This window comes from Alteromonas sp. G5_S2_22_S1 (genome assembly GCF_054968525.1).
The window spans coordinates 320,405-337,663 of sequence record NZ_JBQKUJ010000001.1 but is presented as its reverse complement, the minus strand read 5'-3'; the positions used below and the strand labels follow the sequence as shown (position 1 = coordinate 337,663).

The 17,259-nt window shown below is 46.0% G+C and carries 16 protein-coding genes; 5 read left to right on the top strand and 11 right to left on the bottom strand.

What is annotated here, in order from left to right:
• The first annotated feature begins 60 nt into the window (after positions 1-60).
• A complete protein-coding gene (gene nagZ, locus ACTRWF_RS01535) occupies positions 61-1,071 on the top strand; it encodes a beta-N-acetylhexosaminidase (protein ID WP_462835078.1) in 1,011 nt (336 codons plus the stop codon).
• A 6-nt stretch (positions 1,072-1,077) separates the two neighbouring features.
• Here the strand turns inward: nagZ and ACTRWF_RS01530 are convergent, their stop codons facing one another.
• From ACTRWF_RS01530 to ACTRWF_RS01515, 4 genes are all read right to left on the bottom strand, one after another.
• A complete protein-coding gene (locus ACTRWF_RS01530) occupies positions 1,078-1,593 on the bottom strand; it encodes a cob(I)yrinic acid a,c-diamide adenosyltransferase (RefSeq protein WP_287150717.1) in 516 nt (171 codons plus the stop codon).
• Between the two features lie 147 nt (positions 1,594-1,740).
• The gene (locus ACTRWF_RS01525) at positions 1,741-3,279 is read right to left on the bottom strand and encodes a CsiV family protein (RefSeq protein ID WP_462834995.1); all 1,539 of its coding nucleotides are present in this window, start codon (positions 3,277-3,279) and stop codon (positions 1,741-1,743) included.
• A gap of 1 nt (position 3,280) precedes the next feature.
• The gene (gene mfd, locus ACTRWF_RS01520) at positions 3,281-6,778 is read right to left on the bottom strand and encodes a transcription-repair coupling factor (RefSeq protein ID WP_462834994.1); all 3,498 of its coding nucleotides are present in this window, start codon (positions 6,776-6,778) and stop codon (positions 3,281-3,283) included.
• 63 nt (positions 6,779-6,841) lie between these two features.
• Positions 6,842-7,441 (bottom strand): PilZ domain-containing protein, encoded by a 600-nt coding sequence (locus tag ACTRWF_RS01515; RefSeq protein ID WP_012518137.1) that lies wholly within the window; start codon positions 7,439-7,441, stop codon positions 6,842-6,844.
• Positions 7,442-7,615: 174 nt separating this feature from the next.
• Between ACTRWF_RS01515 and ACTRWF_RS01510 the strand changes: the two genes are divergently transcribed.
• Together ACTRWF_RS01510 and ACTRWF_RS01505 are read left to right on the top strand one after the other, a co-directional pair.
• Positions 7,616-9,031, top strand: a complete 1,416-nt coding sequence (locus ACTRWF_RS01510; RefSeq protein WP_462834993.1) for an FtsX-like permease family protein — start codon at positions 7,616-7,618, stop codon at positions 9,029-9,031.
• 77 nt (positions 9,032-9,108) lie between these two features.
• Positions 9,109-9,672: a phosphoribosyltransferase gene (locus tag ACTRWF_RS01505; RefSeq protein WP_015066922.1), complete on the top strand. Its 564-nt coding sequence runs from the start codon at positions 9,109-9,111 to the stop codon at positions 9,670-9,672.
• Positions 9,673-9,683: 11 nt separating this feature from the next.
• Here ACTRWF_RS01505 and ACTRWF_RS01500 read toward each other — a convergent pair whose 3' ends face one another.
• The 6 genes from ACTRWF_RS01500 to ACTRWF_RS01475 form a co-directional block, all read right to left on the bottom strand.
• On the bottom strand, positions 9,684-11,132 hold the full coding sequence (locus ACTRWF_RS01500) for an ATP-binding protein (RefSeq protein WP_462834992.1): 1,449 nt from the start codon (positions 11,130-11,132) through the stop codon (positions 9,684-9,686).
• Positions 11,129-11,680, bottom strand: a complete 552-nt coding sequence (locus ACTRWF_RS01495) for an FIST C-terminal domain-containing protein (RefSeq protein WP_462834991.1) — start codon at positions 11,678-11,680, stop codon at positions 11,129-11,131. Before ACTRWF_RS01495 ends, ACTRWF_RS01500 begins: the two co-directional genes overlap by 4 nt.
• Before the next feature lie 34 nt (positions 11,681-11,714).
• A complete protein-coding gene (locus ACTRWF_RS01490) occupies positions 11,715-12,056 on the bottom strand; it encodes an FIST N-terminal domain-containing protein (RefSeq protein WP_462834990.1) in 342 nt (113 codons plus the stop codon).
• Positions 12,057-12,394: 338 nt separating this feature from the next.
• Positions 12,395-13,036: an energy-coupling factor ABC transporter permease gene (locus ACTRWF_RS01485; protein WP_020745780.1), complete on the bottom strand. Its 642-nt coding sequence runs from the start codon at positions 13,034-13,036 to the stop codon at positions 12,395-12,397.
• Between the two features lie 37 nt (positions 13,037-13,073).
• Positions 13,074-13,883 carry an exodeoxyribonuclease III gene (gene xthA, locus ACTRWF_RS01480; RefSeq protein WP_462834989.1) on the bottom strand — a complete coding sequence of 270 codons (810 nt, stop codon included), beginning with the start codon at positions 13,881-13,883 and terminating at the stop codon, positions 13,074-13,076.
• Positions 13,884-14,044: 161 nt separating this feature from the next.
• Positions 14,045-14,818, bottom strand: coding sequence for a heme oxygenase-like domain-containing protein (locus ACTRWF_RS01475; protein WP_462834988.1), 774 nt, complete (start codon positions 14,816-14,818; stop codon positions 14,045-14,047).
• 202 nt (positions 14,819-15,020) lie between these two features.
• Here ACTRWF_RS01475 and ACTRWF_RS01470 point away from each other — a divergent pair, with 202 nt between their 5' ends.
• A complete protein-coding gene (locus ACTRWF_RS01470) occupies positions 15,021-15,416 on the top strand; it encodes a DUF2750 domain-containing protein (protein WP_287148841.1) in 396 nt (131 codons plus the stop codon).
• A gap of 14 nt (positions 15,417-15,430) precedes the next feature.
• Entirely contained in the window at positions 15,431-15,823 is a 393-nt protein-coding gene (locus ACTRWF_RS01465; protein WP_462834987.1) for a SufE family protein, read from the top strand.
• A 36-nt stretch (positions 15,824-15,859) separates the two neighbouring features.
• Here the strand turns inward: ACTRWF_RS01465 and ACTRWF_RS01460 are convergent, their stop codons facing one another.
• Entirely contained in the window at positions 15,860-17,131 is a 1,272-nt protein-coding gene (locus tag ACTRWF_RS01460) for a glycosyltransferase (RefSeq protein ID WP_462834986.1), read from the bottom strand.
• Between the last annotated feature and the right edge of the window lie 128 nt (positions 17,132-17,259).

Sequence of the window (17,259 nt, the reverse complement as noted above, 5' to 3'; positions counted from 1 at the left end):
ACTTGCAAATTTGAAGTGATGTTTTATGACAAATATTAAGGTGGTGCTGTGGGGCCGTTAATGTTGGACTGTCAGGCCGAAGAACTCTTGCCTGAAGAAAAGGAAAAGTTAGCACACCCAGTGGTTGGGGGCGTAATTTTATTTACCCGAAACTATCACGATAAGCGCCAGTTATCTGCCTTGGTTCAAGATATCCGGCGTTTTGCTAAAAATAACGTGCTAATTGCTGTGGATCACGAAGGTGGTCGCGTTCAGCGTTTTCGCGACGGGTTTACCGCGATACCGGCAATGGGCGATATTTTACGGCAGTCTGAACATCAGGATGAAAGCGCGGCATATGCAAAAGCGTGTGGTTTAGCGTTAGCTTACGAACTCAAAACCCTAGATATCGATTTTAGCTTCGCACCGGTTCTCGATATTAATGGTGTGTCGCAAGTTATTGGCGATAGGGCGTTTAGTAATAATGCTGATGAGGTTATTCGCCTTGCTACACAGCTTATTCAAGGGCTAAAAACCGTGAACATGCCTGCTATTGGGAAGCACTTTCCCGGGCACGGCAGCGTGGCTCCAGATTCTCATATTGCTTTACCTGTGGATGAGCGCGGTTTTGACGAGATACGCCGTACGGATATGGTGGTGTTTGAACGCGTTATTGAACGTGCGCTGCTAGATGGCGTTATGCCCGCCCACGTTATTTATAATCAAGTTTGTGACAAGCCGGCTGGTTTTTCTTCAACGTGGCTAAAAACCATTTTGAAAAATGATATAGGTTTTTACGGTGCCGTGTTTTCTGATGATTTGTCGATGCACGGTGCAAGCGTTGCCGGAAGTTATGTTGAGCGCGCTGAAGCAGCGCTTGAAGCTGGGTGCGATATGGTACTGGCGTGCAACAACCCGAAAGGCGCGGAGAGTATTCTAGATGGTTTAGAGGCACGCTTTTCAAACCCGAATAACAGTGACGTAGCAAGGCAAGAGCGTGTGATGGCACTGTATGGGCGAGTGATGCCCGCCGGGCTTTACGATAAGTATGAAAGCGCCGCGGCCCTTATTGCGCGGTTAAGTGAACGATAGTACCGGTTACACCGGTACTTCATCTACGCCGGCTTCTATGTTTAAGAAGCGCGCAAAGGTGAACAGAAAGTCGCTTAGCCGGTTTAAGTAGGCGTGAACCACTTCTGGTACATCGTAGTGTTTTGAAAGGCTAATGACCGAACGCTCGGCGCGACGACAGACCGCACGACAAACGTGAGCCTGTGCTGCGGCTTTGCTTCCGCCTGGCAAGACAAATGACGTATTGGGCGGCATTTGGCTAGTAAGGGAGTCGATAGCGCTTTCAAGCTTTTCAACGTCGTTGGGGGTTAATGTAGAACTTGCTGAAATGGCAAAGCCCGCTTGAAAGAGACTGCGCTGAATGTCGTGTAGCAGAGAATTATGCGTTGCTGGTACATGGGCAACTAACAAGCCAATATGACTATTGAGTTCATCCATATCGCCATAACTTTGCACAACTAAGTCGTCTTTATCAACGCGAACGGCTTTGTCAGCATAAATTTGCGTACTGCCTTTATCGCCAGTACGAGTATAAATTTTCATAAAATCTTACCTAAAGCTAATTTTTTGAAAGCTGCTTCTTAGAAGCGAGGCTAAAACGAGTAGCCTTTACCGGTCTTAAAAGAAACCCACCAATGTGGTGTCTTCAGCCTGCCAATCTTAACCGGGCCCTTTTTAACTAGGCATTGGTTACTCGTCGTTGCCGGTGGAAGGGCGCTGGTATCGGCGCACCTGAACGACAAAACCAAATAAAGGGTGGTCGAAATAATGTAGCTGGGTACTAATAATTCGGCGTTGCTCTACAAGTGGCACCGACACTAACCGGTATTCAGGTGGCGCGGTATTTTCCACTGTGCTGCCATATTCGCTGCTAAAGTAACTCAATGGCACGGGCTGTCGGTAAAACATTTCACTATCAACGTGAAGGTAGGGGACGCGGTTAATATATTTAAGGAATACTTTAATGGTACCGTCAATTTCCCAAATAGGCGTTCTTAAGGCCCCATCGCCTGCGCCGCCTTCGCCTTGCTCAACAATTAACGGCCCATCTAGCGCTTTAAAGGCGTTAAACGCAATGGGTTTAGGTTTTTCCAATCGGCGCTCTAGCGCGGTAAAGAGGTCTTGCACTGCCACTAATTCCGACGCTACGTTACTGCTTTTGCTGGCGTCTGGCATACCTTGCACGCCTTGTGCGTTAGGCACATTGGCAGATATTTGAGCGTTATTGGCAGCAGTATTAGTGGTATTAAAAGTGGTGCCGGTTTCTGTGGTTAGCGACGCGGTGGCATCGTAACCAAATTGTGGGTTCTCATTTAACCCATTGTCTGTCGCGCTAGTTTGTATATCTTTGCGCATCCCGCCGGAAAGGTTGTACTGCTGCGCATAATTTTGACCACCGAATAGCCTCACTTTGAAGGCATTGTTTTTCCCAAACATTACGGGCTGACGCCATGTAGCGTGGAATAAACGCTCTAGGTCGCGATTCGAGCGAATTTGGCGAGAAATCGATGACAAGGCCTGTTCGTTACTGGTAAGTAAATGCGCTTTTGACGCTAACGGCCAGTCATTTCCTTCTACAATAATCGGCAAATCAGCAGGCGCTGGCATTCTGTTATCCGGGTAATGGGCTTTCCATACGATAGCGGGTTGTAGCGCGTCGCTACTGGCCTCACTGTCGCTGATGTCGTCATTTACCACAGCAGTTGCGCTGGCAAGGGTGGTGAACTCTGCACTAAGCCACGGCTTTTCTTCTTCGCAGTACTTGAATTCCGGCACCTGTATGGGAGTGCTGTGCTTAACGCCGAAAAACGACGCCCAATAGCCCGCGATGGTTTCAGCATTCGGAGCAGGCATTAAATTTTCTTCGGTATCAAACGTACTGCTGTAGAAAGCGCGTGCAGCCGGAAGATCGATTTGTGGCAGATTAAACAACGCCTCGTTCGGCCACTTTACCGTGGTATCTGCCCCACAAACCGCTAAGCCCTGTTTTAAGTAGCTAATATCAGGTGAAATAATATCACTGATGATGTCTGCCTGAGCGCGCGGGGCCGATAGGTTGTCAGCCAGCGAGAACTGCTCTTCTAGTTCTGTTAGTGCCACGTTGCGCTTAAATGCAATGACTTCAACATCAAACCACCAATTATCATTGGCAAGTGCAGGGGTTGAAACAGTATTTAAGAAAATTGCGCCTATCGAGGCAACTAACGGGCACCAGCGAGATAACTTCATGTTACCGCGACTCCTTTGCAAAATCGGCAATAATATCGCTAATGAACGCAATTCGCGCTTTAGCTGTGTCGGTCTTTTTCACCAAACGCAGTTTTTGGCTGCCTTCAAATTTGAAGGTGTTCGGCTTGGTTTGTACAAGGCTAATAATATAGCCCGGATTGACCTTCGTGTTCTCTTTGAACTCTATGGTACCGCCTTGTGCCGACAAGTCTACTTTTAGAATGCCTAAAGCATGGGCTTTTAGTTTAATTTCAGCCACTTCAATTAAGTTCTTCGCCGGCTCTGGCAGTAGGCCAAAGCGGTCGATACATTCTACCTGGAACTCATCAATGTCATCTTGCGTCGCACAGCTCGCCAAGCGCTTATACAGTGATAAGCGTGTGTTTACATCGGCAATGTAATCTTCCGGTAATAGGGCAGGAATGCGAAGCTCTACTTCGGTATGGCCAGACATCGCATCGTCTAGCGACGGCTCTCTGCCGTCTTTAAGGGCATTAACGGCTTTATCAAGCATGTCCATGTAAAGGCTAAACCCTACGCTTGCGATTTGACCCGATTGGTCGTCGCCTAAAAGCTCGCCTGCACCACGTATTTCTAAATCGTGAGTAGCCAGTGCGAAACCTGCACCTAGGTCTTCTAACTGAGATATCGCTTCTAAGCGCTTCACGGCATCTTTTGTCATGCGCTTAGGGTGCGGCGTTAGCAGATACGCATAAGCTTGGTGATGTGAACGGCCCACACGCCCGCGCAGTTGGTGAAGCTGCGCTAAACCTAAATGGTCGGCTCTATCCATAATAATGGTGTTCGCACTAGGTACATCAATGCCCGTTTCGATAATAGTGGTACACACAAGCACGTTGTAGCGCTGGTGATAAAAGTCGCTCATCACGCTTTCTAACTCGCGCTCGCGCATTTGACCGTGCCCCATTGCAATGCGTGCTTCGGGAACAATTTCGGCAATCTCTTCTACGGTTCGTGCAATACTTTCAACTTCATTGTGAAGGAAGTAAACCTGACCACCGCGTAAAATTTCACGCATAATGGCTTCGCGAATAACCGCTTTATTGCGCTGCTGCACAAACGTTTTAATAGACAAACGACGGGCAGGGGCGGTGGCGATAATCGACAAGTCGCGCATGCCGGAAAGGGCCATGTTTAGCGTACGTGGAATAGGGGTTGCGGTAAGCGTGAGAATATCAACATCGGCGCGCAGCGATTTCAGTTTTTCTTTTTGGCGAACACCGAAGCGGTGTTCCTCGTCTATGATGACAAGGCCTAAGTCTTTGTACTTTATATCGCTAGAAAGCAGTTTGTGGGTTCCCACGACAATGTCTACTTTACCTTCGCCAATACGTTCAACCACCGACTTTTGCGCTTTACCGCTAACAAACCGGCTCATTACTTCTATTTCGAACGGCCAGGCTGCGAAGCGGTCTTTAAAGTTTTCATAATGCTGCTGAGCAAGTAGCGTTGTAGGCACCAAAATAGCCACTTGTTTACCTGCATTTGCGGCAAGGAAAGCGGCGCGCATGGCAACTTCAGTTTTACCAAAGCCCACGTCTCCGCATACTAGGCGGTCCATCGCTGACGGGCTGCCCATATCATGCATAACCGCTGCAATAGCTTGGGCTTGGTCGGGTGTTTCTTCAAAGGGAAAACTATCGGCAAAGGCTTGATAATCGTCCCAGTTAATCTTGTATTCGAAGCCGGGTTTCGCCGCGCGGCGTGCGTATACGTCTAACAGCTCAGCGGCTACGTCACGTACTTTTTCAGCCGCCTTTTGCTTCGCTTTCGTCCACGCGTCTGAGCCTAAGGCGCTAACTGGCGCGCTGTCTGCATCGCCACCGGTGTAGCGAGAAATCAAATGAAGCGAGGCTACCGGTACATATAATTTCGATTGTTTAGCGTATTCAATACACAGATATTCTGTGGTTACGCCACCCGCGTCGAGGGTTTGTAGCCCTAAATAGCGACCTACGCCGTGATCTAAATGCACCACGGGTTGGCCAATAGAAAGCTCGGCCAAGTTGCGAATAATGGCGCTTTCATCGGTAGCGGTTCTTTTATCACGTAGGCGACGCTGGCTAACCTTTTGGCCTAGCAGCTCGGTTTCAGTAATAAACAGCAGCTCGCCTTCCTCGGTTTGCCAGCGGAAGCTGTTATCCACCATGCCAACCGTAATACCAATACTGTTGTGGCTTGCGATGAAATCACTGTAACTGTCTACGATAGTGGGCTTTATGCCGGCTTTAGCAAGCACCGTCAGCAGGCCTTCTCGACGGCCTTGGGTTTCTGCACAAAACAGTACTTTAGCCCCGTTGTCGGTGGCGTGGTTTACTGTTTTAATTAAACGCTCGGCAGGCACTTTTTTCTGCGAGTTAATGGCAATGTCGTCAAGCTTTTCGCACTGTAAATTAGTGGTGCCCGGCTTTTCTTCAAGTACGGCGTTGGTTAACGATGCGCGGGGCCACTGCTTAATTGCGCCAAACAGTTCGTTTATAGGTAAAAAGAGTTCATCAGGCGCAAGCAGGGGGCGCGCTAAATTATATCGATACTGCTCGTAGCGCTCTTGTACGTCGGCCCAGAAAAACTCACTGGCGTCTTGTACATCGCCGTGAAGCAGCAGCAGGCTCTTTGGATGCAGGTAATCAAACAGCGTTGCGGTGTTTTTGAAAAACAGAGGAAGGTAGTATTCCACACCGCTTGGCATTGTGCCTTTGCTTACTTGGGAAAATACGCTTTCTGACGCGTTGTTCGCATCGAACTTTTCCAAAAACTGCTGCCGAAAAAGCGTAATGGCCTCTTTATCGGTAGGGAATTCACGGGCTGGCAACAAACGTATTTTATTGACTGACTCGCCAGAACGCTGGGTTTCTGTATCGAAGTAGCGAATAGAGTCTATTTCATCGTCGAATAAGTCGATACGAAACGGTTGGTCGCTTCCCATTGGGAACAAGTCGATAATACTGCCGCGCACAGAAAATTCGCTATGGCTCATTACTTGGCTTACATGTAAGTAGCCGGCTTGCTCTAGGTTTCGTCTGAATTGGTCTCTGTCTAACGTGTCGCCCTTGTTTAGCATCAGTAAGTACTTAGCCAAATAGTCGGTGGGCGCTAGACGCTGCATTAGCGTGTTAACAGGAACAATGAAAATGCCATCGCCTTGCTGAGTAAAACGAAACAGGGTTTCTAAACGCTGGGAAACAATATCCTGATGGGGCGAGAATGAGTCATAAGGCAGCGTTTCCCAGTCAGGGAAGAGAGTAATGGGCGTATTATGCTTATTATCGCTTAAGAAAAACGCTATTTCTTTTTCAAGCTTCATCGCCGAAGGCGTGTCGGCGGTGATAAGTACAATAGGGCCTTTATACTGGCTAAGTGCTTGACTGATACATAGCGCGGCGCTGCTGCCTTGAAGCTGGCCCCAATGCTTGTGGTCTTGTGAAGCGGCTTCTCTTTTAGGCGCAGGTAATGGTAGCGATAATAAAGTGGCTGTCATGACGTCCTGTTTATTTTAGTGCAAGAGGTTTTTTTACGGCTTATATACTGTTATTGGGGCAAATTAGGATCCCGCTTTTTTATCTTTTGACCGTTTTCGCAGCTGCTGGGTTTGAATATGCAAGCTTGCGCGAACCAGAAGCTCCTGATCTTGCTCTCGTATCGTGTTAAAAATAAAAGCAATATGGTAACTATCTTCAACTTGCTCGCAAGTAATTACTTCACCGTAACAAAAAATAGCGGCAGCTTCGGCATCTAGGAAAAGCTTAAGTTCTGCCTGAGTGCCTACCTCTAGTTTGTCTTTTGATTCGATAATAACGCCGCCACCGCCAAGTTTCACCGTTTTGAAGCGGTGTTCGGGCTCATCTTGCTGGTGCAAAACAAACGACATCATTAGGTCGATTTTTCTCGACTGATGATTGAGATATTCGGCGAGTGTCTCAGCGTGATCGCCAAGGTTTCTTAGCGGGCGAATAGCCTGGGCTTCCAATGCGGCCATTTCGCTTGCGATGCGAAAGGCATAGGGCATTGACTCTTCAAGGTTATCTTCATCAGGTACGGTTTCATTAGCACCTAGAGGACGCACGTTGGCGTTAACGCAATAGGCGATTGAGAAGTATTCATCGAATTGGGCTTGTTTTTGTTCTTGGCTAAGTTCGCTCACATCATTCCTCTGCCACTAATTCTTGTGCAGCCAGTAGCTTACACGTAGTATACCCACTTTACTATTTTGGGGTTACCCCGTCATCTCGTCTTTGGGCTACTTATCTGAATAATTTGTTCAATAAGCATAGCCAAATGTAAGGCAGATTACCGTATTACTGAAAAGCAAGGCGCTATGTTTTATCCTGTTTCTGCATTCATTGCCTATCGTTATGCTAAATCTAGCAAATCAAGCCAAACCAGTTTTGTCTCGTTCATTAACCGATTCTCGGTAGCCGGCATTGCCTTAGGCCTAATGGCATTAATCATCGTAGTGTCGGTAATGAACGGCTTAGAGGGCCAGCTAAAACAACGTGTTTTAGGCATCGTGCCGCACATTGAAATTACAAAGACACCCACCGAAATTACGAAGACACCCACGACAACAAGTAAAGACGCAACACTTACAAAGACACCCATCGTAAACAAACAAACCCAAAAGCTTACAGAGACACCCACCTCAACAGTCAGTAAGCCTCCCATTTCTGAAGACGATAGCTCGAAGCTTACAAAGACACCCACCGTAAGCCCTCAATCTCAATCGGCTATGACAGTAGACGCGCTTAGCAAGACACCCATCAAAGGGGTGGTAGCAAGCATGGCATATCGAGAAACTGAAGCAGTCGTTCAGTCACGTTCAGATCTACGCGGCGTTCAAGTTCACGGTGTCGAGCCCGGCGTGATGCTAGAGCACACTCTTGTGGCAAATCACATGGAGCAGGGAAGATTTAACGATTTAGTTGAAGGAAGTTTTTCTGCCATTATTGGCCGCGCCCTTGCCATAAAACTTGATGCGAGGGTTGGCGACAGGCTTCGCGTAATGGTGGCAGGGGCAAGCGTGTATACGCCTTTTGGGCGAATGCCGAGTCAGCGCCTAGTAACAATCGTGGGTGTCTTCGATATGGGCTCGCAAATGGATGACAAGGTTATGTATATGAACCTAAAAGATGTCAACCGGTTGATGCGAGACCCAAAAGGCAACGGGCAGTCGCTACGTTTGTTTTTAAACGATGCGTTTAACTATTTAGCGGTGGTTGATCATTTAACCGATACGATGGGTGTCTCTGTAAGCAATATTAGAACGTGGCGTGAGCGCCAAGGGCCATTATTTGATGCGGTGAAGATGGAAAAAAACATGATGACGCTTATGCTACTGCTAATAATAGCGGTAGCGGCATTTAACATTGTGTCTGCGCTGGTGATGGTAGTAACTGAAAAGCAAGGTGATATTGCCGTATTGCAAACACAAGGCATGCTACCTGGAACTGTTATGTGGATTTTCGTACTTAACGGATTGTTTAACGGCATAAAAGGAGCGGGCATAGGCCTTATCTTAGGCGTCATTATTACGCTTCAATTGAATAACATTTTGGATTTGATTGGTTCGCCATTAGCACTTGCGGCCGATGGAAGCGGTTTACCTGTAGAAATGGACGCTGTACAGATTGCTGGTATTGCATTGCTCTCGTTGCTTCTTTGCGTGCTTGCAAGCGTGTATCCGGCGCGAAAAGCAATGAAAATAGCCCCATCTCAAGCACTTCAAAACGAATAATGGGGTGAATTAACCGTGCAAATCGACGCGAAATTCACTATACTCGCGGTCTTTTAAATTTCGCCCAGTGAGACGTCATGAACAAGAATTTTATCACCTCGCAATCGCTTCTACAGGATTCCTTTCGCTTAGCGGCAAAGGTGTATGAAGATGGCTTTCGCCCTGACTTTATTATCGGTATTTGGCGTGGTGGTGCTCCAATTGGTATCGCGGTTCAGGAATTCTTCGAATTTAAGAATACGTCTACCGACCACATTGCAGTGCGTACTTCGTCTTACTATGGTATTAACCAGCAATCGAAAGAAATCCGTGTTCACGGTTTGCACTACCTAGTTGAAAACGCCAACGCAGACGACAAGCTACTGATAGTTGATGATGTTTTTGATTCTGGCCGTAGTGTTGATGCGCTTATCAAGCAAATTAACAAGCTAATGCGCTTGAACATGCCTAAAGATATTCGTATTGCGTGCCCATGGTATAAGCCACAAAACAATACCACTGACATTGTGCCAGATTATTACGTTAACGAAAGTGACGAGTGGTTAGTATTCCCGCATGAAATTGCAGGCCTTTCTGAAGAAGAAATTCGTGAGGGCAAGGGTGAGCTTGCTGACGTTATGGACATATTATTTGATAAATAAGCATTGAACGCTTAGGTATCATTACCAGACGTATTGAAACCGCACTGTTGTGCGGTTTTTTTATGCGCTAATTTCGCAGGGAAGGCTAAGGTAAAAGTTGTACCCACGTTTACTTCGCTTTCTACCGAAATGGTGCCTCCCATGGCTTCAACAATAGAAAATGAGATATAAAGCCCTAAGCCTGTACCTTTGCCGGTGGGCTTTGTAGTATAGAAAGGTTCAAACAATTTTTGTAAGGCATGTTTTTCTATTCCGCAACCCGTGTCTTTAATAACCACAACTGTATTATGGTTTGTCGTATCATTGTATGAAGTAATTGTGAGCGTGCCGCCATCGTTCATGGATTGCGCTGCATTTACGAATAGGTTAACCAAGACTTGGTTTAGCTTGCCTGTTCTCCCCTTAACAGGAAGCACATTGTTTAATTTTTGCTGAATTTTTATTCTGTGCTTTAGTTCACTATTTACCAGCCTAAGGGCGTGACCAATGCAGTCATTAACGTTTATCGTCTCATCGTCTTGAACATCCGCGTCATGGGAAAACGAGCGCAGGCTGGTGATGATATCAGTGACTCGAACAAGCCCGTCTTCAGACTCACTACAAATATCTGAAATTTCGTCACTCAATGAATCAATTTTGTTCTGTGTTTGCCAGGCTATGGCTTCTGCAGTTAGTTGGGCGCGTTCTTCATCACTTTGGCTTTGTGACAGTTTAACCACAATATTTTGCATTTGAGATAAAGCTGGCAACACATTTCGCAGAAAATGGATGTTACTATTGATAAAGGCTATGGGGTTATTGATTTCGTGTGCGACACCTGCCGCAAGCAAGCCTAGCGACGCCATTTTTTCTGAGTCGATAAGGCTTTTCTCTACTTGTGCTTTCTCCTCTTTCAGCCTTACTGTTTCAAGAGCCATTAATTTAGCGTGCATACTCATTGCAATTTGTTCAGTAAACGTGCGGTAGCGGTTGGCCATGTCTACATACTCTTGTGTGTAATAGCCAAGCGACTGATGGCAAAACACGATAACGGCTTGCTGCTGGTGCACGTTAAACGGGCAGTAAAGTACAGAGGTGACTTGAGTGTCAAATAGCGAGAGATGTTGTTGCCAAATAGGTTGTTGTCTGATATCAAACAGGGCAACGGGCGTACTTTTGACCGCACGGGATAAGGTTTCGTCAATTTCCCAAACGGTATTAAGAAGCGGCGCGTAGGTACTGTTAATGCAAGTCATACGCTTTGGCCCTTCGTTTTGTAGCACAAAACATACTTCGTAATTGTACAGCCCTTTAAAGACACTGAAAATTTTATGGTACAAGTCTTGTTTATCTTCGGCGGTTAGCAGCGCCTGTGTTCCTTCTAACAAAGCGTCGCTTTCTTTTTTGTGCGCTTCAGCTTGTTGTTTCAGCCGATAGACAAGCGCAAGCTCTTCTAAAACGTTTTCATAATCTTTATTCATTGGGAAAACACTACTGCTGAAATCATGAGATTGCCGTGCCTGTTTTTGCCGTCAAGAAAACGACCTTGTTCGCCAAACGTAAAGGGGCCGCATATTGGAAGAGATGCAAATTTTTCTTGTAGGGAGCAAAGCATATTGTCTATTTCGTCGCCCATCATAAGCCGGCAACGCGCACAATAGATCATAAGCACGCCTATGGGCTGTCGATTTTCGGGTAAAAGCATAATGGCATTGTTAATGACTCGCTCGGCGCGAGAGGTAAGGCTTGAAATACTACCTTCCATCAACACTAAATCTTCATTCTCTTCCACTTCAGAAAACATGTTTAGCGCGCCATTCGCCTCTGTAGAATCTGGATGGCACAGTAAATAGCTCGTTGCACCGTTTTCTAGTGCTACTGGCCGGCCCAGTGGGGCCGAAGACGTAAGCGTTAAAATTTGCCCGCCTTGCAGTTGTTGTTCGATTAAACGGTTTGTTGCCTGATTATAAATATGGCTGGCGGGTGAGCCGTCGAGCTCGCTTAGTTGTCGTCCGCACGCTTTTGACACTCTAAACACGGTATCAGTTGGTTTGTAACCAGAGCTATAGCTCAAGCCAAGGGGGGGAAGCAGGGTACATAACAACCACTGCTATTGTTTGTGCGCCTAGCGCTTCACGGGTGAGGGTAGTCCAATTGCCTTCAACGGTGTTGTCTGCCATCGACCCTCCAAAAATAGGGACCTGATCCCCAACCACACTGGCAAACCCTTCTAAAATTCTTTCTTCATTCCCCGGCGGCAGCGCACACCATATTAGCGCAGGGCTTTCATAAGGGCGCCCGGCATTCACGAGTGCCTGTTGTAAAGCATTAGCCCCTGCCTTAAATGCACTGTTCTCATCTATGTTGGCACTGCCAACGCCGTAGGCCCCGGCATCGTCAAACACACAAAAAAGTGCAAGATCTCACTTTGCACTAACAGTTTTGCTATCGCAAAGTAGTGAACCCAAACATGAGCTGGAAACAAGAAAAGGCGTAGACGCTCGCTTTAAGGCGTGCTGAACATCTTGAAAAGGAAGACAGGCATTAGCGTAGCCAATTACCAGTGAAGGCAACTTTTTTTCAAAAAGCGCAGCGATGTCTTCTTTTATATGCGCAGGGTTAGCGCATTGTATCTCGAACGTTTCTATTTGCATTTGGCTTTTACCACTAAACCTACCAATTAATAGTAGATTAAAATAACAAAAGCCTTATTAACCATTAGTCGCAAAAACTGACCTAGGGTTTAGTTATCGAGATAGAATTTATCGTGAAACGTGTACACCCACGTGGGTTGGTAAATAACGAGTAACGTTATCGCCATACCGTTTAGTAATGCTTCTGGGAATACAAGTAGCGGAATGAGCAAAATATAGTTATCGAAGATAATGTCCCATGCATAAATGCCGTCCATGTAATAAAAGGCGCCGAGTGATAAGGTTTTTAGCGCTATCGAAAAGGCGGCGGGGAAAAACGCGCAAATGAAGATGTAAACAAATAACTGGCGAGGGATGCGGTGAAACGACAGCATGTAAAATAGGTAAGTAACGCTGATGGGGAGCACCGTACCTAATAGACCGTTTACACCCAGGTTTTGCCATGTTCCATAGCCTGTAGCGGTGGCGCCAACAAGGGCGATAAAAGCGGCGATAATTGCGTATCTAAAGCCGAGCATGAGCGTAAGCACAGATAAACCGAGGAAATGTACGTCTAGGCCTTCAAATATACCGGCTTTGAATAACCAAAGTACGAACAGCGAAGCCGCGGTGCCGAAAATAAGATGTTGTTGCTGCTTATTTTTGGCAAAGTGAATAAAGTCGATATTCTTTACAGCACCCAATAAAAAGGCACCATACATCAGTAAAGCTATGACTTGTAGTGTACTCACATATACTCCCCGGCTACTGCGCCTACATTCTCAATTTTTAGCTTTTGTACTCAGCCCAGATTGGGGCGTGGTCAGAGGGTTTCTCAATACCGCGAAGCTCGTAGTCAATGCCTGCATCAACAAGCGTGCTATGAAGAGACTTTGTTGCCAAGATCAAATCAATACGAAGACCTCTGTTGTCATTAAACCCCTTAGAACGATAATCAAACCACGAAAACCTTTCGTTTGTTTCAGGGTTTAACGTACGGAAGCTATCTTCGAAACCCCAGCTGAAGAGGGTGTTGAGCCACTCGCGCTCTTCTGGCAAGAAGCTGCACTTGCCTGTTCGTAGCCAACGCTTGCGGTTTTCTTCACCAATGCCAATATCGAGGTCTGTGTGAGAAATGTTTACATCACCCATCACAATTACATTGTCTTCTGGCGTGTGGTTTTCATCCAGATAGGTCATTAAATCTTTATAAAACTTACGTTTGGCTGGGTACTTGGTTTCATGCTTTTCGTTTTCACCCTGCGGGAAATAACCGTTCAGGATAGTGACAGGCTGGCCAGCGTCATCGGTAGTTTTTAATATGATCATTCTACGTTGCGCGTCTTCTTCATCCGTGGGAAAGCCCATAGTTACTGATAAAGGCTCTTTTTTAGCTAAGAAGGCAACGCCGTAATGGCTTTTTTGACCGTGGAAGTAAACGTGGTAGCCCATTACTTCTACTGCTTCAACAGGAAACTGCTCATTGTGAACCTTAATTTCCTGAAGCCCGATTATGTCAGGCTGGTGGGCATCGATAACGGCTTGTAGCTGGTGTAAGCGAGCGCGAATACCATTTATATTAAAGGAGATAACTTTCATATTTTTTAAACTGGTTGATACGAACTTCTAGCAAGTTTATCAGAAAGCGTCGGCGCGCTTAATCAACAATTGCACCTATATTAATGCATTCAGTCGATTGCATAGATTAAGTTTATTTATAGCTTACCGATGATAGCGTGAAGAGAGACCGCAAAAGGTGGCTAAAAATTCGCTTCTTGCAAAGCTTTGGTTAATTGAACTTGGTTTCCTAACGCAATTAAATATTCAAACCATGTATTAGCATCATCAATGATGTTTGTTATTACCTCACTATTTTCTAAAACAAGTGTTGGAAGTAGAGCGTCAACATCTTGTTTGAAAGACACCCATCTTTTCGCACAGCTCGCCATAGCCTGATAGTAGTTCGTTGGAATCTCTTTCTGCTTGGCAGCTAGCCGCCTGGCGATGATATTTGCCCCCATCGATGAACCTAACCATACGTAAGCTGCTGCGATAGCTTGTGATGTGGGAGATTTAAAGTTGAAATCTAGGGGCTTTTTAGCGTGGGTGTCTTGCTTAATGTTTTCTTTAATCTCGCTTTGGCTTAAGAGGGTATTGTGAAAATTAGGGTGGGTGTCTTTGTAAAAGGCACCAGTATCAGTGAGCTGAGATTTTTCAATATGGGCGTTTTCTTCTTGGGTGTTTGAGGTATTGCTCATTGAATCCAACGCGTGGGTGTCTTCGCTAATGGCGGTTAAAATAGCATCGCTATTAATCATCGATGCAATGCCTTCAAGCTGTGTGCTGTTCTGCTTTGCGTGATTTACCGCACGGGCAGCAGTTTCGTGAAAGTTTCTCATCACGAAAAGTACGGCTTGATAAGCCTTAACGCTAAATAAATTATCATCGTGATAAATCGAAAATGGATAAGTATTTTCTAGCGTGGTGTGGCTAGCATGGGTGTCTTGCTTAAGAGCGGTAAATAGGTTTCGCATGGACGGTGATTCTTCGCGATTAAATTACATGGTTTTTGTGGTTTGGCTTAACTTTATCATGGGTGTCTTTGTAACGTTTATAACTTTATCATGGGTGTCTTTGTAACGGATAGGTGGGACGGAGTTTTTTTCCTGCCTATTTCATTGCGCCGAATACCAGTGCGGGTATACTTGCCGCAAATTTTAGGATAGGTAAAGAATTGTGTTTCCAGAAACAGTTGCAGATAAACTAACTGACGCAGTGATTGAACAGGCAATGAGGCTAAGTGCCGAAGAACGCCAAGAACTTGTTGTGAGCTATATCGTAAAAGCTAATGAGATTTGGCTGGTGCAGGGCAACGAAGGGTTTGTCATGTTTGAAAACGGTGATAGCGTCCAACTGCCGGTATTTCCACATAAAGATTTGGCGCAGAAATTCGTGGATATCAACGAAATTGTTGGTCAATGTACAAACGTAGCATTAGACGAATTTACTCAAACGTGGCTACCAGGCCTTGAGAAAAACGGTGTTGAACTTGTTATGTTCCCAACAACAAGTGACGTTGAAAACCTGGTTATGACCGCCGAAGACCTTGCCGCTGCGTTAAACGGCAACTAAGTTAAGGTTTGTGTATGTCATCCGAAGATAGTTTACTTCCTCTTGGCAAATCGCTGGCTAATGCGAAAGGGTGGGATGACTTTACTCGCACACTCATGTTAGCGGGAAAGGCGCTAACTCCGCTACCACCGCCATCGCGCAATGATAATACTGCGGTGGAAGGGTGTGAAAGCCCAGTATGGTTAGCTTTTTCTCACGATGAAGGCTGTCTTATGGCGTTTTCACCAAGTAAGGTAATACGCGGCGTACTCGCCGTTTTACTCGAAAAAGCAAATTCACTTACCAAGCAGCAGCGAGCGGCCTTTGATTTTGAAAATTATTTATCGCAATGCCAACTTGAGCGCCACTTAAGCCAATCGCGAGGAAACGGGATCAAGTCGGTTATAGCGAAGCTTAAGGATATCTAATTAAAAAGGATATCTAATTAAACCTGTGGCTTAATTTTACTTGTTTTTCGCCTCTATCCACTGGCTCATGTACTTACTCGCCGTCAGTGTTTGGTGCCAAAGTAGGCTTTGCATAAATAACGTCGCTCTGTGCGATTCTAAACTTTGCGTTAAATTTAGTATCTTTGTGGTGAGCTCAAATTGAGGTTGGTGGGCTTTAAACTCATTAAGTAAGCATTCCGCTTGGTGGCTCGCATTTTCCCACACCTCTTTATTGGTATAGAGCGCTACAGCGTGCTCTACATAGTTGTTAACCACCTCAGGTTTAGCGATATCAGTGCTACAAATAGCCCCGGGCCATGAATACGGTGCGTCATTACTCGGGTCGTCTTTCGCTACCTTTCTACGTACGATGCCTTCCGCGCCTACCCATGTTGTAATACTTGGTGTAAAACATCGCATTGCATCTAAAAGCTTTCCTTTCACGCCAGCCCCAAACCGTAAAGGCGCAATTAATGCCTTAGCGTTTACCATCACTGATTCAACGTCTGCGGCCCAACCCTTCACTAAAAAGCCTTGCTTGTCGTTGTGAAGTTGTGTGGCTTTTTTAGGTGGATAAGCGCCGTAAATGTGCAGTTCTGCTTGGGGAAGTGCTTTTTTAATTGCAGGCCACAGGCTTTGCTTAAGCTGAAGTACTGCATCCCAATTAGGCGCATGGCGAAAGTTACCGATGTGAACGAAATTGGCGCGCTGCTCAAAAGGAACCTGTATCGTCGTTGTATTGCCAACAACAAGGGGGTGATAATGAAGCTGCGCTGCTGGCACGCCGTAGTGTTCAGTGAGCAGCGCCATCTCTTGTTTGGAAATTACTAGGGTGAGGTCGCTACGTAATATAGAAGCGATTTCTCTTTGTGCTAACTCACTGCTTAATTGTGCCTGTTTAGCATCGCCTGTTTTCTTTACGGCATCGTGCCTTGCTTGGCGTAAGCTATGTAAGTCTTCTGTATTTAAAATGCGTAGCGCTTCGGGGCAACTTTCTTTCACCCGCCACGAAAACTGCTCTTCTGTCATGTAGCGATCAAATATAACCACGTCTGGATTTAACTGCGCTATCAGCGTATTGAATGAACTGCAGTTCAGTGCCACAGAATGGGCTTGCACGCCCAGTGCTTCAAGGTCTGCTTTGTGCTCGCTATCTGTCGCTGCGGTTAAAAACGTTACGTTAAAATTAGCGCCTAAACAGCGCGTTATAAGCGTTAGCATATTTTGGCCAGCGGCCGAAGAATTAGGCTCAGGCCATACATAACCAATTACAGCAACATTTAACATGGTGAAATTTTAACTTTTACGTTTGAGGTTAGCCTTAAAAGGCGCGGTGTTGTGGTGTTAGCGCGTAATGCTAACATAAATCTGCTTCTCTAGCGTTGAAACTGCAAAAAAGGGGTAACCCTTAGAAA

What these genes read in the sequence shown, in the direction of transcription:
- nagZ (WP_462835078.1), top strand. Translation starts at nt 61, where the DNA reads ATGTTGGACTGTCAGGCCGAAGAACTCTTGCCTGAAGAAAAGGAAAAG.
- ACTRWF_RS01530 (WP_287150717.1), bottom strand. Translation starts at nt 1,593, where the DNA reads ATGAAAATTTATACTCGTACTGGCGATAAAGGCAGTACGCAAATTTAT.
- ACTRWF_RS01525 (WP_462834995.1), bottom strand. Translation starts at nt 3,279, where the DNA reads ATGAAGTTATCTCGCTGGTGCCCGTTAGTTGCCTCGATAGGCGCAATT.
- mfd (WP_462834994.1), bottom strand. Translation starts at nt 6,778, where the DNA reads ATGACAGCCACTTTATTATCGCTACCATTACCTGCGCCTAAAAGAGAA.
- ACTRWF_RS01510 (WP_462834993.1), top strand. Translation starts at nt 7,616, where the DNA reads ATGTTTTATCCTGTTTCTGCATTCATTGCCTATCGTTATGCTAAATCT.
- ACTRWF_RS01505 (WP_015066922.1), top strand. Translation starts at nt 9,109, where the DNA reads ATGAACAAGAATTTTATCACCTCGCAATCGCTTCTACAGGATTCCTTT.
- ACTRWF_RS01500 (WP_462834992.1), bottom strand. Translation starts at nt 11,132, where the DNA reads ATGAATAAAGATTATGAAAACGTTTTAGAAGAGCTTGCGCTTGTCTAT.
- xthA (WP_462834989.1), bottom strand. Translation starts at nt 13,883, where the DNA reads ATGAAAGTTATCTCCTTTAATATAAATGGTATTCGCGCTCGCTTACAC.
- ACTRWF_RS01475 (WP_462834988.1), bottom strand. Translation starts at nt 14,818, where the DNA reads ATGCGAAACCTATTTACCGCTCTTAAGCAAGACACCCATGCTAGCCAC.
- ACTRWF_RS01465 (WP_462834987.1), top strand. Translation starts at nt 15,431, where the DNA reads ATGTCATCCGAAGATAGTTTACTTCCTCTTGGCAAATCGCTGGCTAAT.
- ACTRWF_RS01460 (WP_462834986.1), bottom strand. Translation starts at nt 17,131, where the DNA reads ATGTTAAATGTTGCTGTAATTGGTTATGTATGGCCTGAGCCTAATTCT.